We start from the raw sequence: 24,918 nt of genomic DNA on the forward strand, positions 1-24,918 counted from the left end.
TCAGGAGGCAAGTGCCACTATCACGCTCAGGATATAGAACGGCAACGGAACCGTCGCAGCGCATACATGCCGGTAGGGGTGGCGTCGTGCGGACCCGACGTAGGGGAGGGCAGCCAGGGCCACCAGCGCCGGAAGCAGGTACCAACCTGCCTGGGTGCGGCCCCACCAGAGCGAACTTGCGGCAACCAGTGCCAGGCCGAATGTGGCGACATAAAGCCCATGATGAAGCCAGCGGAACCCACTCGAATCGACCAGTCCGGTCCGCACCGCCACACCAAAACAGGCGTTGAGCACGTAGGTTGCGCACGCCAGCACAAAAAGCAGGGCCATCGCGGTCATGGGCCCGGGTACCACCGCACGGTGTGAGTCGACACGGCATCATCTTCCCATTCCTGCCTCCTGCCTGAAATGCGAATGATTCGCGTTTAGGTTAGAGTTGGATCAGCCCGTCGAGGGCTCCCATACTCTCCCCAGAAAAAAGTTGAGGACAATCATGCGCAGTATGTACGCGCGAACGACGGCGGCGATCACCGCTTCAGCTCTCCTTCCGTTGGCTCTTACCGGCTGTGGACAGGAAGCCGAAGGTTCCGGACAGGCATCAGGATCGGGTGCGCTGCAGGTTGTGACCTCCACCAACGTGTACGGGGACATCGTCGAGTCTGTGGGTGGCGAGCACGTGGAAGTGACGGCGATCGTCAATAGCCTGAGCCAGGATCCGCACTCCTACGAGGCCACGGTTCAGGACAAGCTCGCTGTGTCCAAAGCAGACCTTCTGGTGGAGAACGGTGGCGGCTACGATTCCTTCCTGCATACCCTCGCCGACTCCGCGGAGCTGGACCACGAATACATTCTCAGCGCCGTCGAGATCGCCGGCGTAGCTGCCGGGGAAGAGGCCCACGCCGAGGAGGGAGCTAACGCTGAGGAGGAGACCCACTCGGAAGAGGAGGCCCATGCTGAGGACAAGCACGCCCACGGTGATTTCAACGAGCACGTCTGGTACAAGCTGGACGCCATGGCGGACCTCGCAGGCGCAGTAGGGGAGAAGCTGTCTGCGCTCGATCCGGAGAACGCGGATACCTACGAGAGCAACGCCGCCTCCTTCGCAGAGCAGATTGCCGGGCTGCAGGATCGAGCTGAGGCACTGGCCCCCGACGCCGACGGAAAAGCCGTCGCCGCCACCGAGCCGGTTCCCGCCTACCTCCTGGAAGCTGCCGGGCTTGAGGATGTCACCCCCGCCGATTACACGGAGGCCATCGAAGAGGACGCGGATGTGCCCGTTGCCGCGCTGAACGAGATGCAGGAACTCATGAAGAGCGGCTCCGTTGCGTTCCTGGCATACAACGAGCAGACCGAAGGCCCGCAGACCCAGACAGTCCGCAGCACGGCCGAGTCGGCCTCAGTGCCGGTAGTCAACTTTACCGAGACCCTCCCCGAGGGCGCTGACTACATTTCCTGGATGACCACCAACGTCGACAACATCGCCGAAGCTCTTAAGTCCTGACAGAATTGGCCAAGACACTCCCAATTCTGCAGCTAGGAGGCCGCGTGGCCTACGACGGCGCTGCTGCCGCTTCACCCGTGGCGAGCCTGCGCTCGGCGTCCCTCTCTTTTGGCCGCCGGACGCTCTGGCATGATCTGGACCTGGACATCCGCCCGGGGGAGTTCCTTGCCGTTCTCGGTCCCAACGGTTCGGGCAAAACGAGCCTGTTGAGAGTGCTCCTTGGCCTGCAGGAGCTTGATTCAGGTACAGCCACAGTCAACGGTCACGCACTTCACCGCGGCAGCCGCGCTTTCGGCTACATCCCGCAGCAGAAGTCCTTCGCAGCCGAAACCCCGTTGCGCGCACGTGACCTGGTGGGCCTGGGCATCGACGGACACCGCTGGGGTTTCCGCCGGGGCGGGGGAACCTACCGGCAGACGGTGGACGCGCTCCTTGAGAAGGTGGGGGCGTCGTCGTACGCGGACGCGCCGGTCGGACGGTTGTCCGGCGGGGAACAGCAGCGGCTGCGCGCTGCCCAGGCCCTCGCCACCGATCCGCAGGTGCTCCTCTGCGACGAACCGTTGCTCTCACTCGACCTTCACCACCAGCAGGCCGTGAGCAAACTCATCAATGATCAGTGTCGCGACCACAACACCGCAGTGGTCTTCGTGACGCACGAGATCAATCCCATCATCGACTACGTTGACCGAGTCCTTTACCTCGCTGGCGGACGGTTCCGGGTCGGCCGGCCACAGGATGTCATGACCAGCGAAGTCCTGTCCGATCTCTACGACAGCAGAGTGGACGTCATGCACAACAACGGACGCATTGTTGTGGTGGGCCTGCCGGATGCGACCACACACCACCACCATGCAGAGGTAGCGCTGCCGTGACCTTCGACGAGATATTCCGGGCGATCTTCACGTTCGACAACTATGCCGAGCTGCTCCCGCTGGTGCAGAACTCGATCTGGGCGGGTGCTGTGCTGGGTCTGCTGGGTGGGCTGATCGGTACCTTCGTGATGATGCGGGACCTGGCCTTCGCTGTTCATGGGATCGCCGAACTCTCCTTCGCCGGTGCCGCTTTTGCCCTGCTGATCGGTGCCAACGTGGTGTTCGGTTCGCTGGCGGGATCGGTGATAGCTGCTCTTCTGCTCGGGCTGATGGGCATCCGCGCCCGGGACCGGAACTCGATCATCGGCGTCATCATGCCGTTCGGGCTTGGCCTGGGAATCCTCTTTCTTGCGCTCTATGAGGGCAGGGCGGCGAACAAGTTTGGCCTGCTGACCGGGCAGATCGTCTCAGTAGACCAGGTGCAGCTTGCGCTCCTGGCGGGCTGCGCCGTCGTCGTCATGGTTGCCCTCGGCGCCATCTGGCGCCCCCTGACGTTTGCCAGTGTTGACCCGGAGCTGGCGGAGGCGCGGGGCGTGCCGGTGCGCGGGCTGTCGCTGATGTTCATGTTCCTGCTGGGAGTCTCGGTGGCGCTGTCCATCCAGGTGGTAGGCGCGTTGCTGGTGCTCGCGCTTCTCATCACGCCTGCAGCGGCGGCTCTCAAGGTCAGCTCATCACCACGGCTGGTGGTGCTGCTCAGCGTCGCGTTCGCCTGTACATCGGTGGTGGGCGGCATCCTGCTGGCGCTGGGCGGACGGATTCCGATCAGCCCTTATGTGACGACCATTTCCTTCGTGATCTACCTGGTGTGCAGGGCCATCAACTGGCACCGTTCAAAGAAGGCCACCACGTCGGAGCTCCGCGCGGCGCAGCCGGCCTAGTTCTTCGCGGAGGTGCACTCCGGGCACAGGCCGTAGATTTCGACGGTATGGGCTACGTCTGTGTACCCATGCTCCTGCGCCATGCGTGCAGCCCACTGCTCGACCGCCGGCGCCTCAATCTCTACCGCCCGTCCACACTTGCGGCACAGCAAATGGTGGTGGTGATGCTCGACGGCGCACCGGCGGTAGACAGCTTCGCCCTCGCCGTTACGCAGTACGTCGACAAGGCCGTCATCTGCCATTGACTGCAGGATCCGGTACGCGGTGGCCAAAGAGACCGACTCGCCCCGCTCGTGAAGCTTGCGGTACAGCTCCTGCGTGCTCACGAAGTCGTCCAAGTCATCGAGGGTGGCGCTGACCGCCCGGCGCTGCTTGGTCACCCGCTGCTCCGACCCCTTGCGGACCGGCTGTTCTGCCTCCGATGACATGCCGGCTGGTCACCTCCCGTGTACTCAATTCGACCCGCGTCAAGGGTAGCACCGGCGAACGCTGCGCCCGGTGGGCGGGGCCGCAGACAGAGCGGTCGAACGGGGATAGTCTGGGCGGATGTTGCTGACGAAGTTCACCCATGCGTGCGTCCGCCTCGAAAAGGACGGGACCCGGATCGTCCTGGATCCCGGGAACTTCTCGGAAGTCGAAGAGGCCGTTTCCGGGGCGGCGGCGATCCTCATAACCCACGAGCACGCCGACCACTTCGACAAGGAAAGGATCGCCGCCGCCGTCCGCGCTGACTCCCGGTTGGAGGTGTACGCCCCGCAGGGCGTGGCTGCACGGTTGGAGGAGGAACTTGCAGACGACGACGACGGCGCCGCTGCCCGCGTCCATGCTCTGGAACCTGAGGGGCAGTACACCATCGCAGGCTTCGACGTTCAGACTTTCGGTGGGCAGCACGCTCTCATTCATCCGCATATCCCGGTTGTAAAGAACATCGGTTACCTGATCGACGGCGCCCTCTACCACCCGGGTGACTCGTTCATAGTCCCGCACGGGGTCCAGGTGCACACGCTGCTGGTGCCGGTGCACGCTCCATGGTCAAAGACCGCCGAGGTGATCGATTTCGTGACGTCCGTCCGGGCGCCGCGGGCCCACCAGATCCATGACGCGCTGCTGAACGAGACCGGCCTGGCAATGGTCGAGGGCCATGTCTCCCGGCTGGGGAAACACTACGGAACGGACTTCGAGCACCTGGCGGCCGGCCAGAGCGTCACCCTCTGACGCGTCGTCCTTCGGGTGTGACGGTATAGGTGGCCACTTCCTTGAGCTGCGGGGCGTCCGGGTCGCCGTCGGTCACGCCGGTTGCCCATCGCAGCTTCAGCCCGTCATCGGTGTCTTCGAGTACAGCCAGGTTGTTGTCAAACCACGGGCCCTTGATGTTCGTCCACGAGAACGGCGGCTTCGGCACCTTTGCCGAGCGCGCCACGAGGGAACCGATCGGGCTGGCGACGCTGTAGGACATGACCACCGTGGCAAACCGTAGGACGCGTGGGAGCGGGTTGCGGATGGGTGAACAGACGACCTGAAGAATCCGGCTGCCGGAGGATCGGTCAATCTCCGCAATGTAGGAAAAGTGGACATCACCGGAGAGGAAAGTCACTGTCTGCGGGGCCGGGCCGCGCTTACCGTCTGCAACCTCGGTAGCAAGGTCCGCAACGGACCGGAAGCTGCGCTGGAACGCGCTCCAGTGCTCGAGGTCGAGAAGCTGCCGAAGGCCCTCGCCGATCCGTGAACCCCGCTTTCCCCACGCGCCCTCGGCGAGCGCCTCATCCCACGCCTCGATAAAGTGCAGGCCGCGGGGAAGGAGGAAGGGAAGCGAGGTCGCAACGAGCAGATGCCTCACGCCACCCCGAAAGTGCTCGTTCAGCCACTCGAGTTCAACCTCGTCCAGAATGGAGCGCCGGCCGGGATCAAGGACCCTCGCGGCACGCGAATCGACGGTGATTATCCGCACATCGCCGATGTCCCTGCAGTAGCTCCAGCGGTAGCTGAGCGGGTCAGAGTCCGCCCGTTCGGCGAATGCCTCAAGCTCTGCGGTGAAATCAAGTTCTTCCGGGCCGGTATGGGACCTGATCCGGCTCCACAGAATGTCCTCGGCGCGGGCTGCCGGGGAGAGGTTCCCGAGATGCTGGTATACCCAGTAGGACGAGAGCCCGGCGACAATCCGGTCATGCCACCACGCGGTTGAATGCATCTGTTCCCGCCAGGAAAGCGACGCATTCCAGTCATCGCGGATGTCGTGGTCGTCGAAGATCATCGCACTTGGGAGGGTAGAGAGCAGCCAGCGGTTCGCCTCGTCGGACCAGGCGAGCTTGTACAGGTGGGCGTACTCCTCGTAGTCCTGCAGTTCCTCCCCGGGCGGCTCATGGAGCGACCGGCGCGACTTGATGAAGTCCTGCATCTCGCTGCTCGTTGCGTCGGCATACACCTGGTCGCCGAGGAACGCGACCAGATCGGGACGGGTGTCGTCGTCGTGGTTGTCTGCCTGATGGAGCGCATAGGCGCGCAGCGCATCGACGCCGTGGGTAGCGTTACCCATACGGTCGTGGGGCACGCTCGTGCGGCATGAGCCGAACGCGAGCCGCAACCGCCTGTCGGGGTGAAGCGTGCGGATGGACGGGGCGGGGAAAGGTGAGCCGCGCTCCGGCCATACAGGTTCGCCGTCGATCTCAACGGTGTACTGCAGGGTCGTACCCGGGGTGAGGTCCCACGCTTCCACGAGCGCGTAGTGGTGGTGATGGACAGCAAACGTGGAAGCGGCCCATTCGTTCCCGTCGGCGCGCACCACGACCGCGCATGCTTCACTGGTCTCCACCCACACGGTGGCCGAGGTTTCATCGACATACCGGAGCATCGGACCGAGCACCAGAGTAGCTGTCATTACCCTTTTGTACCCCCTGACGGGTTGGAGGGCCAGAGCAGCAAAAACATCCCGGGGTGACGGGCTTGGAGCGGACAGCGGAGCTGTGGTGAACTTGGCTCACACCTAGACCGGTGTGCCACCGGTCACACTTTCATAAGGAGATCTTCATGGAGACTCTGATGGACGTGCAGGCGCTGCGGAACCGGATGACCTCCGGTCAGCAGACCGTCCTGCTGGATGTTCGCTGGTCGTTGGGTAATCCCCACGGTCACGAGCAGTACCGATCAGCTCATATCCCGGGCGCCGTCTACGTGGACCTTGAAAAGGAACTCTGTTCAGCCCCGTCCGTGGCGGAAGGACGGCACCCGTTGCCGGAACCCGAGACGTTCGAGGAAGCTGCCCGTCGGTGGGGCATCAACGATGGTGACGTTGTTGTTGCGTATGACGACACGGGCAACCTGGCGGCGGCGCGGTTGTGGTGGCTGCTACGCGATGCGGGCATGACCAGCGTCTACCTGCTCGACGGGGGACTGGGTGCATGGCAGGCGGCCGGTTTCGAGACCGAGCGCGGCGAGGAGCAGCACTGCCTCGGTGATGTAATCCTGAGCTCTGGCCACATGCCCGTCCTCAAAGTCGAGGACGTTCTGACCCTGACGCAGCACGGTGTGCTGCTCGACGCCCGGGCACCCGAGCGTTTCCGTGGAGAGATCGAGCCGGTTGACCCGAAGGCCGGCCATATCCCAGGGGCATCCAGCGCTCCTACCTCGGAGAACCTCACGGCGCAGAAGACTTTCCTGCCGGCAGAGGAGCTGCGCCGGAGGTTCGCTGCGCTGGGCATCACGGACACCGTCGACGTCGCCGTGTACTGCGGGTCAGGCATTACCGCCGCGCACGAGATCGCTGCCCTCGAGGTCGCCGGATTCGCGGCGGCGCTGTATCCGGGATCATGGTCCCAATGGTCCCAGCGGGCGGATCTGCCGGTGGCCACCGGTCCCTGACGGGCAGCAGGCCCTGCTCGGCCTGACGAACGTCGTTGTGAGAGAGTAACCGGTATGACCACTGCATACGCCTACGCCGCTACGTCGGCGTCCAGCGGGTTGGGCCGCACCACCGTTGAGCGCCGGGAACCTCACCACGACGACGTCGAAATAGCCATCGAATTCTGCGGACTGTGCCACTCGGACGTCCACGCGACCCGGAGTGAGTGGGGCGCTGCCCGTTATCCGCTGGTGCCCGGGCATGAGATCGTCGGCCGGGTTACCCGGGTGGGGGATTCGGTAGAGTCGTTCGCCGTCGGTGACCGGGTGGGAGTGGGTTGCATGGTGGACTCCTGCCGCGAGTGCGAGAGCTGCGCCGACGGTTTGGAGCAATACTGCGAGAAGGGGATGACCGGCACCTACGGCACTCCGGACCGCAGGCACGACGGCGAGACCACGCAGGGCGGTTACTCGACTTCCATCGTGGTCAACGAAGGCTACGTTCTTCGGATCCCCGAAAACATGGACCCGGCCGCCGCCGCGCCGCTTCTGTGTGCCGGCATCACCACCTTTTCGCCACTGAACCATTTCGGGGTCGAGAAAGGGGACGCTGTCGGCGTCGTCGGGCTCGGCGGACTCGGCCACATGGCAGTGAAGATTGCCAAGGCCATGGGCGCGGAGGTAACGGTTTTCACCACCTCGTCCGGCAAGGTGGATGCCGCACGGGACCTTGGAGCCGACCGTGTGGTCATCTCCAGGGATTCGGACGCCATGTCGGCCGCCGCGAACACCCTGGATGTGGTGATCGATACGGTTGCGGCGCCGCATGATCTTAACCAGCTCATCCGCACGCTTCGGCTCGACGGTGCCCTGTTCCAGCTCGGACTGCCCTCAGACCCGATGCCGGCCGTCGACCCTGGCCTGTTGGTCCGCAAGCGGCGCACATACGCCGGTTCACTTATCGGTGGTATCGCCGAGACCCAGCAGATGCTCGACTTCTGCGCGCAGCATTCAGTGGTGTCGGATATTGAGCTTGTCACAGCCGACCAGCTCAATACGGCCTATGACCGCATGGTTGCGGGAGACGTAAAGTACCGGTTCGTTCTTGACGCCAGCTCCCTGAAGGAGGACTCATGAGCACGCTGTTCACCCGGATCATCGAAGGTGAAATCCCCGGCCGTTTCGTCTGGAAGGACGAGGATGTGGTGGCATTCCTGACCATCCAGCCCATCACCGACGGGCACCTCATGGTTGTTCCCCGCCGTGAGGTGGCGCACTGGGTGGACCTGGAACCGGACCTGCTCGGCAAGGTCATGAACGTTGCGCAGAAGATCGCCAAGGTGCAGGAGTCGGAGTTCAACGCCAAACGCATCGGGGTGCTCGTTGAGGGGTACGAGATCCCCCACGTACACGTACACATCTGGCCCACCCAGAGCGCTGCTGACTTCGACGTGCACAACGTCGACCACAACCCCGAACCGGCAAAGCTCGACGAGAACGCGGAACGGCTCCGGGCCGCCCTGCGCGACGCCGGGTATGCCGAGAATGTTCCCTCTGCCTAGGCGGCGAGAGCTTCTCCGAGGGCGGCGCGAATGCGCTTCTCGGATACCGAGTAGGCGGTTCCCAGCTCCTGCGCGAACAGGCTGATCCGGAGTTCCTCAAGCATCCAGCGAACCCGTCCCAACGAGGGCGGCACCCGACGTCCGTGTGGAGCGACAGCCGCCACGGCGTCGTCGTACTCGTCTTCGAGGCGCTGCACGATCGCGGTGCTCAGAGCATCGCGCTGGACATTGGTCTCAAGCTTCTCCAGCCTCTTCTCGATACCGGCGAGGTAGCGGGGGAGATGGGCCAGCTGGGCATAACCCGTAGTGGCTACAAATCCCGGAAAGACGAGCTGCTCGAGCTGGCTCTTCACGTCGTTCAGGGCGGTGATGAGGGCCAGGCTCGTGGAGCCCTTCAGCCGCTTCTCGATTCTGCGGGCACTCGCGAGGATCTTCTCGACCGTTGCGGTCACGGTGAACACCGTATCGATGAGGTCTGCCCGGACGGTCTCGTACAGCGCGTCGAACTCCTCGACGGTCCACGGCAGCTGCTCGGGCGTGAGCTTGTCAATCGCCGCTATTGAACAGTCTTCGATCAGAGCACTGACACTGCCGTGCGGATTCTGGCTGAAGGTGAGTTTCTCGGAGTTACTCAAGTGCTCCAGGACATACCGGGCGGGACTCGGGACGCGCAGCGCAAGGAGTCTGATGACGCCTCCGCGCATCGCCGCTGACTGCTCGGCAGCATTGGGGAAGACCCTGAGCCCGACGGCGGTCTGTTCGTCAACGAGCGCGGGATACCCGGTTACCCGGTGCCCGCCGACGATCCGGGACACCTCCCGCGGGACCGCGCCGAACGTCCACGCTGTTGCGCCGCTGACCTCCTTGATGCCGGGGCCGGTCTCCGACGACGACGGCGGCACCGGCTGCTTCCGGCGCGCCACCTTCTGCGTCTGCTGCACGGACCCCGGCGTTGCCCCAAGGGATTCGGCGATCGCGCGCCGTGTCTGCGGGGCGAGCCTGTCCTGCAGCGAGGACAAGTCCTTGTCCTCGTCGAGGATGCGGCCGTTTGCATCGACCACCTGGAAGGACATCAGCAGGTGCGGCGGCAGCGTATCCCGGTTCCATGATCCCGGCGGGATAACGTGTCCCTTCAGCCTGCGCAGGGCCAGTTCCAGCGACGGCTCAAGTTCGTCCCGCGCAGGGTCAAAGTCGGCATGGAGAACGTCGACGGCGGACCGTGCGACGTCCGGAGCGGGAATAAAGTTCTTGCGGACCTGCTTGGGCAGGGACTTTATCAGCGCTGTCACAAGCTCCACGCGCAGCCCCGGAATCTGCCACCGGAAGGGTGCCGGTTCAAGCTGGTTCAGGAAGAGGATGGGGACTTGCACAGTGACGCCGTCCGAGGCACCGGGAACGTTCGGGGAGAACTCGTAGCTCAGCGGCAGTTCGAACCCCTGCTGGCGCCACGTCTTCGGGAAAGCGGTCTCGTCGAGATCAGCATCCCTGCTGAGGAGTTCCTCAGGCTTGAAGTCCAGCAGTTCGGGGTTGTCCTGGCGGGCCTGCTTCCACCACTTGTCGAAATGGCGTTCGGACACCACATCCTTGCCCACGCGTGCGTCATAGAACTCGAACAGCGTTTCATCGTCGACCATGAGGTCACGGCGGCGCATGCGGTTTTCCATCTCCTCGATCTCGGCAATGCGGGCCTTGTTGCGATGGAAAAACTTGTGATGGGTGCGCCAGTCGCCCTCAACCAGCGCATGCCGGATGAAAAGTTCACGGGCGAGTTCCCTGTCGATCCGGCCGTAGTTGATGCGCCGCTGGGGAACAATGGGCACGCCGTAGAGGGTGACCTTCTCGTAGGCCATCACCGAGCCCATCTTGCGCGACCAGTGCGGTTCGCTGTAGCTGCGCTTCACCAGATCCGGTGCAACGTCCTCGGCCCAGAGCGGATCGAACCTTGCCGCTACTCGAGCCCACAGACGGGATGTCTCAACCAGTTCTGCGGCCATCACCCAGTCGGGATTCTTCTTGAACAGGGCGCTGCCGGGGAAGACGGCAAACCGGGTGCCGCGGGCACCGGCGTATTCACGCTTCCGCTGGTCATACAGGCCGATGTGGCTGAGCAGGCCGGACAGCAGGCTGATGTGGACGGCGTCGTGCTGGGCCACCGGGTCCACCTCGGCCGGAGAGAGCGTGATGCCGAGCGGCTTGGCGAGCTGGCGCAGCTGGGCGAAAAGGTCCTGCCATTCGCGCACCCGGAGGTAATTGATGAATTCATTGCGGCACAGCTTGCGGAACTGTGTGGAGGACAGTTCCTTCTGCTGGTCCTGCAGGTACCGCCAGAGATTCAGGTACCCGGTGAAGTCCGAGTTCTCATCCACGAACCTGCGGTGCTTCTCCGTTGCGCTCTGAAGCTTTGCCGCCTGATCCGGCTGGGGACGTTCCCTCGGATCCTGGATGGTGAGGGCCGCGGCCAGAACCATGACCTCCTTGGCGCAGCCGCGGCGTCCGGCTTCCACGATCATGCGTCCGAGGCGCGGATCCACCGGCAACTGGGCCAGTTGCCGGCCCACCGGAGAGATGCCGCCGTCGGCCGTCATTGCGCCGAGCTCACGGAGGAGCGTGACACCGTCGTTGATGGCCTTTGATTCGGGAGGCTCGACGAAGGGGAAGGCAGCAACATCCTTCGGGCCGCGCGTCACGCCCATGGCCGTCATCTGGAGGATCACGGCCGCAAGGTTGGTTCGCAGGATTTCCGGGTCGGTGAATGGCCGTCGGGACTCGAAGTCTTCCTCGGAGTAAAGGCGGATGGCGATGCCGTCGGACACACGGCCGCATCGACCCGACCGCTGGTTCGCCGAGGCCTGCGACACGCGCTCGATGGGAAGCCGCTGCACCTTCGTGCGGTGCGAATACCGGGAGATACGGGCGGTGCCCGTGTCGATGACGTACTTGATTCCCGGCACGGTGAGCGACGTTTCCGCGACGTTCGTTGCCAGGATGATGCGCCGGCCCGGGCCACCCGGATTGAAAACCCGGTGCTGCTCCTGCAGCGACAGCCTGGCAAAGAGGGGCAGAATCTCCGTCCCGCGCAGGCGCGGGTTCACCTGCACGCGCGAGCGGAGTGCGTCGGCAGCATCACGGATCTCGCGCTCGCCGGAGAAGAAGACGAGGATGTCTCCGGGTGATTCGCTTGCCAGTTCGTCAACTGCGTCGCACACGGCGTCGAGCGGATCGCGGTCTTCTTCCAGCTCATCGTCTGAATCTGATTCGGTGTCGCCGGCAGGCTGGCTCAGCGGACGGTACCGGATCTCGACCGGGTAGGTGCGCCCCGAGACTTCGATGATGGGCGCAGGCTTCTTCTCGGGTGCCGCTTCATCCGCAGCGAAGTGGTCCGCGAAGCGCTCCGGATCGATGGTGGCGGAGGTGATGATCAGCTTCAAGTCCGGGCGTTTGGGCAGGATGCGCTTGAGGTAGCCGAGGATGAAGTCAATGTTGAGGCTGCGCTCATGAGCCTCGTCGATGATGATGGTGCTGTACTTCTTCAGCAGCTTGTCGTGCTGGATTTCGGCGAGCAGGATGCCGTCCGTCATCAGTTTGATGCGGGTGCCTCGCCCAACCTCCCCGGTGAATCGGACCTGATAGCCAACCTCTTCACCAAGCTTGACGTCCAGTTCCTCCGCAATGCGCTCGGCAACCGTGCGCGCTGCAAGGCGGCGAGGCTGTGTATGGCCGATCATCCCGGATTGGGCAAGCCCCAGCTCCAGGCACATCTTGGGAATCTGCGTAGTTTTTCCCGAGCCGGTCTCGCCGGCGATGATGGTGACCTGGTTCGCTGCGATGGCAGCCATGATGTCCGCCCGCCGTTCCGAGACAGGGAGCTGGGCAGGGTAAGAGATTGTCAGCGACATGATTACCTGTAAGTTTACTCGGCGCGGCCGGACCAGTGCGTAGGCTGGGCGGATGTTCACCTCCGACGAACCCTTCGACTCCGGAATGCTGCCAGTCGGGGACGGGAACGAAATCTACTGGGAGGCGTCCGGGAACCCGTCCGGAAAAGCCGCGCTTTACGTCCATGGCGGTCCCGGATCGGGAATGCGGGGCGGCTACAGGAAGCACTTCGATCCCGAGAAATACCTCATTATCGGATTCGACCAGCGGGGATGCGGACGCAGCCTTCCGCTCGGTAGCGATCCTGCGGCGGATCTTTCCACCAACACCACCCCGAAGCTCCTCGCAGACATGGAGATGCTGCGAGAACACTTGCGGGTTGGGCGATGGTTGATCTGCGGCGGATCCTGGGGGACAACACTCAGTCTCGCCTACGCCCAGAGGCACCCCCGATCGCGTCTCGGAACTCATCCTCGCAGCGGTTACGACGACGTCGGCCGCTGAAATCGCCTGGATCACCGAGGACATGGGCCGGGTCTTCCCCAGGGAATGGGACGATTTCCGCGCTGCGGCGGATCCGGCGCCGGATGAGAGGCTGATCGACGCTTATTACCGGTTGCTCACAGGCCCCGATGCGTCAGAGCGCGAGCGGGCAGCCCTCGCCTGGTGTATCTGGGAGGACGTGCACGTGTCGCTGGACCCCAAAGCGACACCGCACCTCCAGCATCAGCCGCCCGAATTTCGCCTGCTTTTTTCAACCCTCGTGACCCACTACTGGCGCAACGCCGGGTTCGGGGGCGACGAACTGCTGGACCGCATGCACCGCATTGCGTCCATTCCCGGGGTGATGATCCACGGCCGCCTGGATGTCAGTTCGCCGCTGTCAACCGCCTGGAACCTCGCGAAAGCCTGGCCTGCGGCGGAGCTTGTGATCATCGATCAGGACGGCCACGGGGGGAGTGGAATGGCTGATGAGGTGACCCGCGCTGCCGCACATTTCAGTCGCTCCTGACCCCGCTCCCGGCTGCGCGGATCAGCCTCTCGGCAGCTGCCGCGGCGTGCTCCCGGAGTTCCCGGGGTGCAATGATGTCGAATTCGAAGCCCAACGCCACTACGTGCATGAGCGGCCAGTCGAGGGAGTCTGCCCCGAAGCGCATGAGAGTGGATCCGCCGTCGTCCTCGAGCTCGGCGATGTTGGGCGGGACCATCTGGCCGATGTCTGCAAGGGGGCCGTGGATACGCACCACGACGTCGTAACTGTACGGCGAACGGGTGATTGATTTCTGGACGTAAGCGGCAAGATCCTTGGCGGGAAGCGGACGTGCGGCGAACTTTTCCCGCGGGGACGGGACGCTCTGGCACCGGTCCACGCGGAAGGTGCGCCAGTCTTGCCTTGCGGTGTCCCATGCGACGAGGTACCACCGCCGTCCGGTGTCCACCAATCGCACGGGTTCAACAACGCGGCGGGAGGATTCGCCGTCGTGCCGTGCGTACCGGAACACCACGACCCGGCGCTCAGTGATGGCGGAAGAGAGCGCAGTGAGGACTTCAGGGTTCACCGGTGTGCTGACGGCAGCCATCCGGGTGACCGCGGTGCGGAGGCCGGCGAACTTCGGCCGCAGCCTGCCCGGAAGGACCTGTTCCAGTTTTGTGAGGGCGCGGACGGAGGCTTCCCCGAGCCCTGAAACAGGGCTTGCCGTGACGGCGCTGAGGCCGATGGCGACGGCGAGGGCTTCGTCGTCGTCGAGGAGCAGTGGGGGAAGCTGCGCGCCCGCACCCAACTGGTAGCCACCGGCAATACCGGGGGAGGCATGGATGGGATACCCCAGGGTCCGCAGCTTGCCGATATCCCTGCGGACCGTGCGTTCGGTAACGGACATCCGTTCGGCGAGCGCGGATCCGGTCCACTCCCGCCGAAGCTGAAGCAGGGACAGCAGTTGCAGCAGCCTCGCCGAGGTTTCCAACATGCCACCACGGTACCCATAGACGCGGACAGTTCCTGTCCGCAACGGCTTCTACAGTTTGATCAACGCCACGCAGGAAACTTCAGGAAGGAAGGGAAGGAACATGGACATCGGCAAGGAACTGACGGACCAGCTTCAATGGCACTGGGAGAATCAGGCGCGCCCGAGGCTGGATGGACTGACTGATGAGGAGTACTTCTGGGAGCCGGTACCCGGAAGCTGGAATGTACGTCCGAGGGGCACGGGCACCGCGCCGCTTCAGGTCGGCGGCGGCGACTACACGATCGACTTCGCCATTCCGGAACCCACGCCGGCTCCGGTCACCACCATCGCCTGGCGGCTCGGGCACATGCTGGTCGGCGTGTTGGGCGCGCGGCTCGCTTCGCACTTCGGCGGCGCACCGGTGAGCTATGAAAACTATGAGTACCCGGGGAAAGCAGGGCAAGCCCTCGAACAGCTGGACGGTATGTATGCGCACTGGTCCGGCGCTGTCACCGCGCTTTCGCGGGAAGAATTAGAGCGCCCGGTCGGCCCGGCGGAGGGCCCGTTCGCCGAGGCTCCCATGGCTGCGCTGATCCAGCACATCAACCGGGAGATGATTCACCATCTGGCCGAGGTGGCGCTCCTGCGGGATTTGTGGACGCACCGCTACATACACGGTGAACGGTCCTGATCATCTGGACTGCCCAGAGACGTTCAGGTGGGAAAAAGTGCCCTCGATAGGATTCGAACCTACGACCTTCTGCTCCGGAGGCAGACGCTCTATCCCCTGAGCTACGAGGGCACGGTCCACTGAAGTAAACCAGTGGCCGAAAGGGACTTATGAAGCTTAGCAGGGAAAACTTGGCTGAACGAAACGCTGTGGGCAGCCCTAGTAGCCGAGGAAGGCATCGGTCCGGATGGACGTCCCGCCGGCGTCGCTGATAACCGGCTTCGCCCGCGCGAGGGTCACCGGAGATCCGGACAGATAGACACTCCGCCGGCCCAGATCCGGTACGAGGGAGCGCAGTTCCTCGGCGGTGGGAAAGCCCGTGCCGCCGTGAACCCAGCTGCCCGGAAGCGGCCCGGGCTCGCCGGGGCAGAACAGGATCACGCGGTACGGCGCGAGCTCCTCGACGTAACCGAGCTCGGCGGGTCCGCTGACCACGTAGACAAGAACGATGTCGCGGCCCTGCCCGGATCCGTCCCCCGCACGGATCTGGCTGAGGAACGGCGTCACGCCGATTCCACCGGCAAACAGCAGCAGCGGCACTGAGGGATCGGCGGGCAGCACAAAGTCACCGGCCACTGCGGTCGCATCCACGGATGCGCCGGGACGCAGGCTCAACAGGGCCGATTTGAATGAGCTCGGTGGGTCCGACAGGCGCAGGCCGAAGCGGATGGTGCCGTCGTCGGGCGGGGAACTGATGCTGAAGATGCGCCGGAGCCCGCGGCGGTCAGCCCTCGCGTGGGGCAGCGTGAGCTCCATGTACTGGCCGGGCTCGAAACGCACCGGTGCCTCGGGCGTAAAGGAGACTTCGGCGCTCGTGGGAGTGAGCTGCCGGGATCCGGTGTAGCGCAGCCGGATGCGGCGCCGCTGGCCCATGGTAAACGCTACGGCGTTGCCGATCAGGAGCGCGTACTCCGGTCCGAGGAACACCGGCGGAATGTTGATCTGCAGGGCCAGCACCGCTGCGACGACGGCGGCCACCAGCCACTGCTGCCAGCGCCTGGGCGGAAGGGTCAGCGGCTCGGTGAGCATGAAGCCGAGCAGGAAGAGTACCGGGTAAGACACGAAGACCAACTGCACGGCGGTGGCGGGATCCGTGCCGCCGGCCGCCAGCCGGGCCACCAGGATACCGACAGCCAGGACGAGGAACACCGCTCCCATCGAAAGCTTCCGCGTCCGGTACAGGATCAGGATGGTGCTGAGCAGCACGGGCGGCAACATGGCGGGGTTGGCTGCCCACCACGCTGCGGCGCCGAGACCAAGCAGCGTCACGGCGACGGCGCCCAACGCTGCGGGATTGAAGATGTGCCGTCCGCGGAAGACGATCAGGTACTTGGAGGCAGCCGCAATGAGCCCGGCCAGCGCAATGCCGCCTACGCCCGCTGCTTCATCGGAAGGAAACATCACGAAAAACAGCAGCATGCCGGTGATCAGCGACGACTCGTTGTGCGGGCGGGTTCGGAGCATCATCGCCATCACGCGCGTACCGCCCCAGGAGGCGACGACGGCGGTGGCAAGCGTCGCGGCGAGCTCTGCCGGCGTGAACGCGAGAAGCCCGAGGGCGGACAGGGCGAACGCGTACGCGGCAAGGACCAGCAGGAGCACCATGACCAGCCGGTACATGGTGGCGCGGCCGAGGAACGTATCGACCTCCGTGAGCCAGTTCTGCCGTCCGACCATCTAGAACAACGCTCCTGCCAGGGATGATGAAAATTGCGCGCGTCCCTCGGAGTGAACCTGGACGTAGTCGAAATCGAACTCGGTCAGCAGCACTTCGGGCGGGACAAGGAAAAGTGCAGTGGCCAGCGCGTCCGCGACGAGCGCCTCGTCGGCCAGCACCCAGGTAGCAACCACTGTATCGACGCATTGCCCGGTTGTGGCATCCACGACGTGGTGCAGGCCGTCAGCCCAACGGCGCCTGTTGGAGGCCGATGCGCACAGTGCACGGTTCTGAAGAGTCACGACGCCGATGGCCGAATCCTGTGTGTACGGGTGCTCCAGCGCTACCCGAAGGGCTGAGGGACCGGTGTGCAGCATGTCCCCGCCGGCGTCTACGGTATGCTCCGGGAAATCGCAGTCCCGCAGCGTTGCCGACACCAGGTCAACGAGCTGCCCTTTGCCGGCCGCCCCCACATCGAGCGTGACCGGTCGTGCCGACCGCACGGTCGATCCTTGCCAGTGGAACGTTGCGTCCCAGCGCGTTGCCGACACGGGGGCGCCGTGCGGCACGAAGGAGTAACCGGCGTCGTACCCCAACTGCTCCAGCGACCGGCCCACCAGCGGTGACACGGCACCGTCCGTGAGGCGGTAGAGCCTCCGGTAAAGGTTTCCCAGCGCTTCGCCCGAAGGCGGCAGATCGACGCTCCCGCCGGAGGTGAGCGCCAGGATCTTCGAGTCGGGGCGGAAGCGGGAGTAGACGGCGTCGTACTCTTCGATCACGCGGGATACGGCGGCGCGGGCCGCACCGGACAGGGCACCGGGGGTGTCGATCTGCCACTTCGTGCCGATTGCGTCGAAGCTGTACTGTTGCCCGTAGCCCGCCGGGCTCACTGCGCGGCTTCGCTCTTGATCTGCTCGATCGCGTCGCTGAAGCCACCGCTGGTCAAGGACGATCCGGACACCTTTTCGACCTTCAGCTCGTCAAGAGGCGTCCCCACGATCTGCTCCCTGATCCCGCTGCTGAACTTGCCCTGGTAAAGCTCGGTGGTGGGGTTACTCGGCATGGGTTCGGTCCGTACGTCTGCGACGCTGCCCGACTCGAGGGTGACCGTCACTCCGATCGACTCCTCACCACCGGGCGTTTGGTATGACCCGGTGGCCGAGTAAGTTCCGTCTGTGTACTCGCCGGTCCCAGCGCCGACGGCCGTCTCCGCTGCGGCGTTGGCGGCATCCCCACCCGCCCCAGGCGACGGCGTCGGGCTGGCAGCACACGCGGCTGAACCCAGGAGGGAAGCGGCCGCGAGCCCCGTCAGGGTCCAACGCTGGTAAGGCTTGTTCACGGCGTTCGTCACAAAATCTCCTTGATGGGCTTGGGCCGGTTCTGCTCCGTACAACGCTAGCGCCCCCGATTCGGTTCAAACCGGCCTTCCGCAATAAGGCGTCCGTCACAGAATCAGGGGGATTAGACCCGCGCCGTTATGCTGGATGGGTGACTCCCGAAGAACTCTCCTCCGCAATCTCCTCATGCCTGAAAGACGCCGTCGCTGCCGGCGAAATTGACGTGGAGCTGCCTTCAGAGGTGCGAGTCGAGCGGCCCAAGAGCCGCGACCACGGGGACTGGGCCACAAACATCGCCCTGCAGCTGTCGAAACTGGCGGGCATGAACCCACGCCAGTTCGCGGGCATTTTGAAATCGCGGCTTGAGGGAATCGACGGTGTTTCTTCCGTGGATATCGCAGGTCCGGGCTTCCTCAACATCCGGCTCGAAGCCGCCGCCGCCGGTGAACTCGCGCGGAACATCGTCGAAGCCGGCCATGCCTACGGTACAAATGCTGCGCTCGCCGGCCACGTGATCAACATGGAGTTCGTCTCCGCGAACCCCACCGGCCCCCTGCACCTGGCGCACACGCGCTGGGCTGCCCTCGGTGACTCCCTGGCACGAGTGCTGTCTGCAAGCGGTGCGGAGGTCACCAAGGAGTACTACATCAACGATGCCGGTACCCAGATGAACAACTTCGCCGCCTCCGTGCTTGCCTCCATCAAGGGAAGGCCGACGCCGGAAGGCGGCTACCCGGGGCAGTACATCGCCGACCTCGGCCGTACGGTGCTTGCGGAGCGCCCCGACGCGGCGGAACTGCCGGACGGGGACGCCCTGCCGGTGGTGCGGGACATCGCATACCGCGCCCAGATGGATGACATCAAGGAGACCCTGGCCGCGTTCGGCGTGCATTTCGACGTCTACTTCTCGGAGGCCGGCCTGCATGCTGCCGGTGCAGTCGAGGAGGCCGTGGACCGTTTGCGCGAGCAGGGCCACGTGTACGACGACGGCGGCGCGGTCTGGCTGCGCACCACGGACTTCGGCGATGACAAGGACCGCGTCCTGATCCGGGCCAACGGCGAACCGACCTACTTCGCATCGGACGCAGCGTACTACCTTTCCAAGAAGGACCGCGGGTTCACCGAGAAAATCTATCTGTTGGGCGCTGACCACCACGGCTACATCGGCCGGCTCAAAGCGATTGCCGCGTGCGCCGGTGATGACATGGACACCAACATCGAAGTGCTGATCGGCCAGATGGTCTCCGTCAACGGTGCCCGGCTGTCCAAGCGAGCCGGAAATATCATCGAACTCCGCGACCTGCTGGACTGGCTGGGAGCTGACGCGCTGCGCTATTCACTCGGGCGCTCTCCGGCGGACTCCGCCATGTCCCTGGACCCGGAGCTGCTGAAGAAGAACACCAACGAGAACCCGGTGTTCTACGTGCAGTACGCGCATGCCCGTACCTGCGCCGTGTCACGCAACGCTGCCGCTGCGAACGTTGACCGGTCCGCTTTCGACGCCGGTGCCCTGGACCAGGCGGCTGACGAGGAACTGCTCGCCCACCTCGGCTCCTATCCCGCCGTTGTGGCGCAGGCAGCGAAGTTCCGCGAGCCGCACCGCGTCGCGCGCCACCTTGAGGTCATCGCCGGTGCTTACCACCGCTGGTACGACGCCTGCCGTGTCACACCGCTGGGTGACGATCCGGTTACCGACACCAACCGCACCAGGCTGTGGCTGAATGACGCCGTAACCCAGGTGCTCGCCAACGGGCTGGACCTGCTGGGCGTTTCGGCGCCGGAACGGATGTAGCGTGGCTGTCTCACCTCTTGCTCCCGACTGGCTGTCCTACCCTCAGGACGCCAATACGCTCAACCCCGCCCTGTGGGCTTCCACAGTTACCAGGGCGCGGAACGGCGTGCTGTCTGTGGACGGCGTATCGGCTACTGAGCTCGCCGAGCAGTTCGGGACACCCGTCTACGTGGTGTCCGAGAATGATTTCCGCACCCGGGCACGGGGTTTCCGTGACGCGTTCAACGCCGCTTTCCGGGACCTGTGCGGGGGAGTGGACGTCTACTACGCGGGCAAGTCGTTCCTCTGCTCCGAGGTGGCGCACTGGGTAGGGGAGGAAGGGCTCCGCCTCGACACATCCTCCGGTGGAGAACTCGCGGTCGCAATCCGCGCCGGCCTGCAGGGGCGCCAGCTCGCATTGCACGGCAACAACAAGTCCGATGCCGAGCTGAACCGTGCGCTCGAGCTTGAGGTCGGCCGCATCGTGGTCGACAGCCTTGATGAACTGCAGCGTGTCGGTGCGCTGGCCCAGGCACGCGGCGCGACCGCCAACGTGATGCTCCGGCTCACCCCCGGCGTCCACGCCCATACCCACGAATTCATTGCCACCGCGCACGAAGACCAGAAGTTCGGGCTGTCGCTGGCGCCGTCGTCGTCGGGCGGGGACTCACCGGCAGCGCAGGCGGTGGCAGCCGCTCTGGGGCACCCGTCCATCCGCCTGCTTGGCGTTCACAGTCACATCGGATCGCAGATCTTCGAGTCGGCGGGATTCGAACTGGCGGCGCGCAGGCTCCTCGGATTCCTGGCGGAGGTCCGCGACCGCCACGGCGTCGAACTGAAGGAACTCGATCTGGGCGGCGGTTACGGCATCGCTTACACCGAAGCTGACACGCCGCGCTCGCCCGCCGTCATCGCGCAGGCGCTGGCCGCCGTCGTCGGCGATGCCTGCGCCGAGCACGGTCTGCGGGCGCCGCGGATCTCGATTGAGCCCGGCCGTGCAATAGTCGGCCCGAGCACCTGCACGCTGTACACCGCCGGCACCACCAAGACAGTCCAGGTGGATGTCGACGGCGCCTCCCACCCACGCCGCTATGTTTCCGTTGACGGCGGTATGAGCGACAACGCGCGGCCGGTTCTGTACGACGCCGACTACTCGGCGGCGGTCGCGTCCCGTACCTCCCTCGAGGAGCCGCTGCTGTCGCGGGTTGTCGGCAAACACTGCGAAAGCGGCGACATCGTGGTACGCAGCGTGTACCTGCCCGGTGATACCGCGAACGGCGACCTCATCGCGGTTCCCGGAACCGGTGCCTACTGCTGGTCACTGGCCAGCAATTACAACTACCTCCCCCGCCCGCCCGTCGTCGCTGTCAAGGACGGCGAAGCGCGATTGATCGTGCGCGGCGAAACCGAAGAAGACCTCCTCTCGCGCGACGTGCTGCGCCAGGAGAGAAACGACCGAGCAACTCTCGAAGCAGGAGCCTGATCGATTTGATGAATGCCCCCCACACCACCGTTCCCAACGCAACACTGCGTGTTGCCCTGCTGGGCTGCGGAAACGTCGGTTCGCAGGTTGCGCGGATCCTCCTGGAAGACGCAGACAACCTCGCAGCCCGCACCGGTGCACGGCTTGAGCTCACCGGTATTGCCGTGCGTTCAATTGACGGACCCCGTGAAGCCGAGCTGCCGCAGGAGCTGTTCACCACGGACGCGGAGTCCTTGGTCGAGGGCGCGGACATCGTCATCGAGCTCATGGGCGGCATTGAGCCGGCCCGTAGCCTGATTCTGCGTGCCATAGACCACGGGGCCACCGTCGTCAGCGGCAACAAGGCGCTGCTCGCGCAGGACGGACCTACACTCTATGAGCGGGCGGACGGCGCCCACGTCCAGTTGTCCTACGAGGCTGCCGTCGCCGGCGCCATTCCCATCCTGCGCCCGATCCGCGACAGCCTTTCGGGTGACCGCATCACGCGCGTGCTCGGCATCGTGAACGGCACCACGAACTACATCCTCGACCAGATGGACACCACCGGCGCTCAGTTCGCCGATGCCCTGGCGGACGCGCAGCGTCTCGGTTACGCCGAGGCTGACCCGACCGCCGACATCGAGGGATACGACGCCGCATCCAAGGCCGCGATCCTCGCCTCCCTGTCCTTCCACACCCGCTTTGCGCTGGAGAACGTGCACTGCCAGGGCATCAGCTCGGTCTCGGCGGAAGACATTGCCGCGGCCAAGGACGCGGGCTTCGTCATCAAGCTCCTTGCAATCGCGGAGCTGCTGCAGGACCAGGCGGGCGACGACGGCGTCAGCGTCCGCGTGCACCCCACCCTCCTGCCGCGGGAGCATCCCCTCGCAGCTGTGCGCGGTGCGTTCAACGCCGTCTTCATTGAGGCGGAGAACGCGGGCGAGCTCATGTTCTACGGTCAGGGAGCCGGCGGCACACCGACCGCCTCCGCCGTCCTGGGCGATGTGGTGAGCGCTGCCCGCCGCATGGTCCTCGGCGGACCCGGCCGAACCGAAACCACCACGGGGCACGTCCCGGCCCTCAGTATCGACATGGTGAACACGAGCTACTACATCGGGCTGGACGTGGCTGACCAGCCGGGCGTGCTCGCCAAGATCGCGCACCTTTTCGCCGAGCATGGCGTTTCGATCGAAACCATGCGCCAAACCATCCACGCGGGGGACGACGGCGGTGAGGCCAGTGCGGAACTGCGCATCGTCACGCACAGGGCCGCTGAGTCGGCGCTGGCGGCAACTGTGAAACACATCCAGGATCTGGACGTCATCAACGCGGTGACATCGGTCCTCCGAGTAGAGGGAGTCTAATGGCTCACCAATGGCGCGGAGTAATCCGCGAATACGCTGACCGGTTGCCCGTGACGGAATCTACCCGGGTGATCACGCTCGGTGAGGGCGGAACACCCCTGGTGCATGCACCGGCGCTTTCCGAACGCACCGGCTGCAGCGTGTACCTGAAGGTCGAGGGAATGAATCCCACCGGCTCCTTCAAGGACCGCGGCATGACGATGGCCATCACCGCAGCCGTTGAGGCCGGAGCCAAGGCAGTGGTCTGTGCCTCCACGGGCAACACCTCTGCGTCCGCAGCGGCCTACGCAACACAGGCAGGGCTGACCTGCGCGGTGCTGGTACCGGACGGCAAGATCGCGATGGGCAAACTCAGCCAGGCCATCGCGCACGGAGCCGAGCTGCTCCAGGTCCACGGCAACTTCGACAACTGTCTTGAGGTGGCGCGGAAGCTGGCGGAGTCCTACCCCGTGTTCCTCGTCAATTCCGTGAACCCTGCGCGTATCGAGGGGCAGAAGACTGCGGCCTTCGAGGTTGTCGACTTCCTGGGAGATGCTCCCGACTACCACCTGCTCCCGGTCGGCAACGCAGGCAACATCACTGCCTACTGGAAGGGCTACAAGGAGTACTCGCAGCCCTACACCTCGCCGACGGCCGGTGAACTGCCCGCGGTTTCGACCAAGACCCCAACCATGTGGGGCTTCCAGGCAGAAGGTGCCTCGCCGCTCGTGAAGGGTTACCCGGTCACGGAGCCCGACACCATCGCCACGGCCATCCGGATCGGCAATCCTGCGTCCTGGGACCAGGCGATTTCTGCGCGGGATGAATCCGGTGGGCTCATCGAGGCAGTGACAGACGAAGAAATCCTTGAGGCACACCGCTGGCTCTCCTCCCGCGAGGGTGTCTTCGTGGAGCCGGCGTCAGCTGCTGGAGTTGCAGGGCTGCTGAAGAAGCATGCGGCCGGTGACGTCCCCCAGGGCAAAACCATCGTCATCACGGTGACCGGACATGGACTCAAGGATCCGCAGTGGGCGCTCAAGACGGCTGACGGTTCGGACGTCGTGCCCACCAAGGTGGAGTTCGACGTCGTCAGCGTTGCAGGCGCGCTCGGACTCGCCGACGCACACGTAGGCCAGCCGGCAGATGCTTAGCGGAGCACCGGCCGTGGCCGCAGCGGCCGTGGTCGCATCCGGGCAGGAAGTGTCGGTCGAGGTTCCGGCGACAAGCGCCAACCTTGGTCCGGGCTTTGACAGCCTCGGCCTGGCAGTGACGCTCTACGACTCGGTGCTCGTGCGCACCACCGATTCCGGAACGACGAAGGTGACGGTAACCGGCGAGGGCGAAGAGTCCCTGCCGCGGGACGAGACGCATCTCGTCGCCGCTACTATCCTCGGCACGCTGGAGCGGGCGGGCTTCTCCAGCCCGGGTCTGGAGATCGAGACGCGCAACATCATTCCGCACGGCCGGGGGCTCGGATCGTCGGCAGCGGCCATCGTGTCCTCGGTGCTGGCTGCGAATGCCCTTTTGCCCGAGTCCGCGCGGATGGACGCCCGGGCCGTGCTGCAGTTGTGTTCCACGCTTGAAGGACACCCCGACAATGTGGCCCCGGCGCTGCTGGGCTCGCTGGCTGTGTCCTGGGAAACTGGCCGGGCCTACCAGAGCACCATCATCCCGGTGCACCCCGATGTGGTGCCCGTTGTGGCGATTCCCGCCAGCGAGTTGTCCACAGAGGCGGCGCGAGCGTTGCTTCCGGCCTCGGTGCCGCACAACAGCGCATCCTCCAACTCCGGCCGTGCAGCACTCCTGGTGCATGCCATGAGCTCGGCGCCGGAGTTCCTTTTCGACGGCACCCGAGACCTGCTGCACCAGGATTACCGTGCGCAGGCAATGCTGCACAGTGCCACGCTGATGCGCGCCCTGCGGGCAGAGGGCTTCGCCGCTGTGATCTCGGGTGCCGGTCCCACTGTGATGACGCTCGCCGTCGGAGAGGACCAGGCAGCCGCGGTCATTTCCGCGGTGGAACGCATCGTCGTCGGTATGGAAGAGGGCACCGATTGGCGTGTTCTGCGGCTGAACGTTGACACAGAAGGTGCTAAAGTGAAGGTGCACCAACGGTAATCGCCAGCTTGCATCGTTGACGTTAATCACT

23 protein-coding genes and 1 tRNA gene are annotated in these 24,918 nt (G+C 64.8%); 15 read left to right on the forward strand and 9 right to left on the reverse strand.

The genetic code is table 11. The features are described from left to right. Window positions 1-339, reverse strand: coding sequence for a hypothetical protein (locus AC5RTB_RS12015; protein ID WP_494061303.1), 339 nt, complete (start codon window positions 337-339; stop codon window positions 1-3). Window positions 340-493: 154 nt separating this feature from the next. Between AC5RTB_RS12015 and AC5RTB_RS12020 the strand changes: the two genes are divergently transcribed. The 3 genes from AC5RTB_RS12020 to AC5RTB_RS12030 are packed head-to-tail and all read left to right on the forward strand — an operon-like array spanning window position 494 to window position 3,251. Then, entirely contained in the window at window positions 494-1,501 is a 1,008-nt protein-coding gene (locus AC5RTB_RS12020) for a metal ABC transporter substrate-binding protein (protein WP_494061304.1), read from the forward strand. Between the two features lie 44 nt (window positions 1,502-1,545). After that, the gene (locus AC5RTB_RS12025) at window positions 1,546-2,373 is read left to right on the forward strand and encodes a metal ABC transporter ATP-binding protein (protein WP_494061305.1); all 828 of its coding nucleotides are present in this window, start codon (window positions 1,546-1,548) and stop codon (window positions 2,371-2,373) included. Continuing rightward, window positions 2,370-3,251 (forward strand): metal ABC transporter permease, encoded by an 882-nt coding sequence (locus AC5RTB_RS12030; protein WP_494061306.1) that lies wholly within the window; start codon window positions 2,370-2,372, stop codon window positions 3,249-3,251. The genes AC5RTB_RS12025 and AC5RTB_RS12030 overlap by 4 nt, the downstream gene beginning before the upstream one ends. On the opposite strand, the gene AC5RTB_RS12035 is transcribed toward AC5RTB_RS12030, so the two are convergent. Continuing rightward, window positions 3,248-3,679 (reverse strand): Fur family transcriptional regulator, encoded by a 432-nt coding sequence (locus AC5RTB_RS12035; RefSeq protein ID WP_494061307.1) that lies wholly within the window; start codon window positions 3,677-3,679, stop codon window positions 3,248-3,250. The genes AC5RTB_RS12030 and AC5RTB_RS12035 overlap by 4 nt on opposite strands. Window positions 3,680-3,797: 118 nt before the next feature. Between AC5RTB_RS12035 and AC5RTB_RS12040 the strand changes: the two genes are divergently transcribed. After that, window positions 3,798-4,466, forward strand: coding sequence for an MBL fold metallo-hydrolase (locus AC5RTB_RS12040; protein WP_494061308.1), 669 nt, complete (start codon window positions 3,798-3,800; stop codon window positions 4,464-4,466). Here AC5RTB_RS12040 and AC5RTB_RS12045 read toward each other — a convergent pair. Further along, on the reverse strand, window positions 4,456-6,126 hold the full coding sequence (locus AC5RTB_RS12045; protein ID WP_494061309.1) for an alkaline phosphatase D family protein: 1,671 nt from the start codon (window positions 6,124-6,126) through the stop codon (window positions 4,456-4,458). The two genes, AC5RTB_RS12040 and AC5RTB_RS12045, sit on opposite strands and share 11 nt — an antisense overlap. A 149-nt stretch (window positions 6,127-6,275) precedes the next feature. Here AC5RTB_RS12045 and AC5RTB_RS12050 point away from each other — a divergent pair, with 149 nt between their 5' ends. The 3 genes from AC5RTB_RS12050 to AC5RTB_RS12060 are packed head-to-tail and all read left to right on the forward strand — an operon-like array spanning window position 6,276 to window position 8,647. Then, window positions 6,276-7,106, forward strand: a complete 831-nt coding sequence (locus AC5RTB_RS12050) for a sulfurtransferase (protein WP_494061310.1) — start codon at window positions 6,276-6,278, stop codon at window positions 7,104-7,106. Window positions 7,107-7,160: 54 nt separating this feature from the next. Beyond that, on the forward strand, window positions 7,161-8,222 hold the full coding sequence (locus AC5RTB_RS12055) for an NAD(P)-dependent alcohol dehydrogenase (protein WP_494061311.1): 1,062 nt from the start codon (window positions 7,161-7,163) through the stop codon (window positions 8,220-8,222). Beyond that, window positions 8,219-8,647 (forward strand): HIT family protein, encoded by a 429-nt coding sequence (locus AC5RTB_RS12060; protein ID WP_494061312.1) that lies wholly within the window; start codon window positions 8,219-8,221, stop codon window positions 8,645-8,647. The genes AC5RTB_RS12055 and AC5RTB_RS12060 overlap by 4 nt, the downstream gene beginning before the upstream one ends. On the opposite strand, the gene hrpA is transcribed toward AC5RTB_RS12060, so the two are convergent. After that, window positions 8,644-12,543 carry an ATP-dependent RNA helicase HrpA gene (gene hrpA, locus AC5RTB_RS12065; protein WP_494061313.1) on the reverse strand — a complete coding sequence of 1,300 codons (3,900 nt, stop codon included), beginning with the start codon at window positions 12,541-12,543 and terminating at the stop codon, window positions 8,644-8,646. The genes AC5RTB_RS12060 and hrpA overlap by 4 nt on opposite strands. A gap of 52 nt (window positions 12,544-12,595) precedes the next feature. Here hrpA and AC5RTB_RS12070 point away from each other — a divergent pair, with 52 nt between their 5' ends. After that, window positions 12,596-13,027 (forward strand): alpha/beta fold hydrolase, encoded by a 432-nt coding sequence (locus tag AC5RTB_RS12070; protein ID WP_494061314.1) that lies wholly within the window; start codon window positions 12,596-12,598, stop codon window positions 13,025-13,027. Between the two features lies 1 nt (window position 13,028). Next, window positions 13,029-13,535 carry an alpha/beta hydrolase family protein gene (locus AC5RTB_RS12075; protein ID WP_494061400.1) on the forward strand — a complete coding sequence of 169 codons (507 nt, stop codon included), beginning with the start codon at window positions 13,029-13,031 and terminating at the stop codon, window positions 13,533-13,535. Here the strand turns inward: AC5RTB_RS12075 and AC5RTB_RS12080 are convergent. Further along, a complete protein-coding gene (locus tag AC5RTB_RS12080) occupies window positions 13,522-14,490 on the reverse strand; it encodes a helix-turn-helix transcriptional regulator (RefSeq protein ID WP_494061315.1) in 969 nt (322 codons plus the stop codon). The genes AC5RTB_RS12075 and AC5RTB_RS12080 overlap by 14 nt on opposite strands. 100 nt (window positions 14,491-14,590) lie before the next feature. Here AC5RTB_RS12080 and AC5RTB_RS12085 point away from each other — a divergent pair, with 100 nt between their 5' ends. Then, entirely contained in the window at window positions 14,591-15,160 is a 570-nt protein-coding gene (locus AC5RTB_RS12085; RefSeq protein WP_494061316.1) for a DinB family protein, read from the forward strand. Window positions 15,161-15,198: 38 nt separating this feature from the next. Here the strand turns inward: AC5RTB_RS12085 and AC5RTB_RS12090 are convergent. From AC5RTB_RS12090 to AC5RTB_RS12105, 4 genes are all read right to left on the reverse strand, one after another. Beyond that, a tRNA-Arg gene (locus tag AC5RTB_RS12090) sits at window positions 15,199-15,271 on the reverse strand. A gap of 87 nt (window positions 15,272-15,358) precedes the next feature. Beyond that, window positions 15,359-16,876 carry a ferredoxin--NADP reductase gene (locus tag AC5RTB_RS12095; RefSeq protein ID WP_494061317.1) on the reverse strand — a complete coding sequence of 506 codons (1,518 nt, stop codon included), beginning with the start codon at window positions 16,874-16,876 and terminating at the stop codon, window positions 15,359-15,361. Next, window positions 16,877-17,746, reverse strand: coding sequence for an FAD:protein FMN transferase (locus AC5RTB_RS12100; protein WP_494061318.1), 870 nt, complete (start codon window positions 17,744-17,746; stop codon window positions 16,877-16,879). It lies immediately after the preceding gene. Then, complete coding sequence (locus AC5RTB_RS12105; protein WP_494061319.1) at window positions 17,743-18,207, reverse strand: FMN-binding protein; 465 nt, start codon at window positions 18,205-18,207, stop codon at window positions 17,743-17,745. Before AC5RTB_RS12105 ends, AC5RTB_RS12100 begins: the two co-directional genes overlap by 4 nt. A gap of 137 nt (window positions 18,208-18,344) precedes the next feature. On the opposite strand from AC5RTB_RS12105, the gene argS reads away from it, so the two are divergent. Genes argS through thrB form a run of 5 tightly spaced genes read left to right on the forward strand, consistent with a single transcriptional unit; the run spans window position 18,345 to window position 24,887 of the window. Then, window positions 18,345-19,985, forward strand: coding sequence for an arginine--tRNA ligase (gene argS / locus AC5RTB_RS12110; protein WP_494061320.1), 1,641 nt, complete (start codon window positions 18,345-18,347; stop codon window positions 19,983-19,985). 1 nt (window position 19,986) lies between these two features. Then, window positions 19,987-21,447, forward strand: coding sequence for a diaminopimelate decarboxylase (gene lysA, locus AC5RTB_RS12115; protein WP_494061321.1), 1,461 nt, complete (start codon window positions 19,987-19,989; stop codon window positions 21,445-21,447). Window positions 21,448-21,455: 8 nt separating this feature from the next. Further along, entirely contained in the window at window positions 21,456-22,790 is a 1,335-nt protein-coding gene (locus AC5RTB_RS12120; protein WP_494061322.1) for a homoserine dehydrogenase, read from the forward strand. Beyond that, entirely contained in the window at window positions 22,790-23,920 is a 1,131-nt protein-coding gene (thrC, locus tag AC5RTB_RS12125) for a threonine synthase (protein ID WP_494061323.1), read from the forward strand. Before AC5RTB_RS12120 ends, thrC begins: the two co-directional genes overlap by 1 nt. Beyond that, window positions 23,913-24,887 (forward strand): homoserine kinase, encoded by a 975-nt coding sequence (gene thrB, locus AC5RTB_RS12130; protein WP_494061324.1) that lies wholly within the window; start codon window positions 23,913-23,915, stop codon window positions 24,885-24,887. Before thrC ends, thrB begins: the two co-directional genes overlap by 8 nt. Window positions 24,888-24,918: the final 31 nt, after the last annotated feature.

This window comes from Arthrobacter sp. M71 S08 (assembly GCF_059089725.1).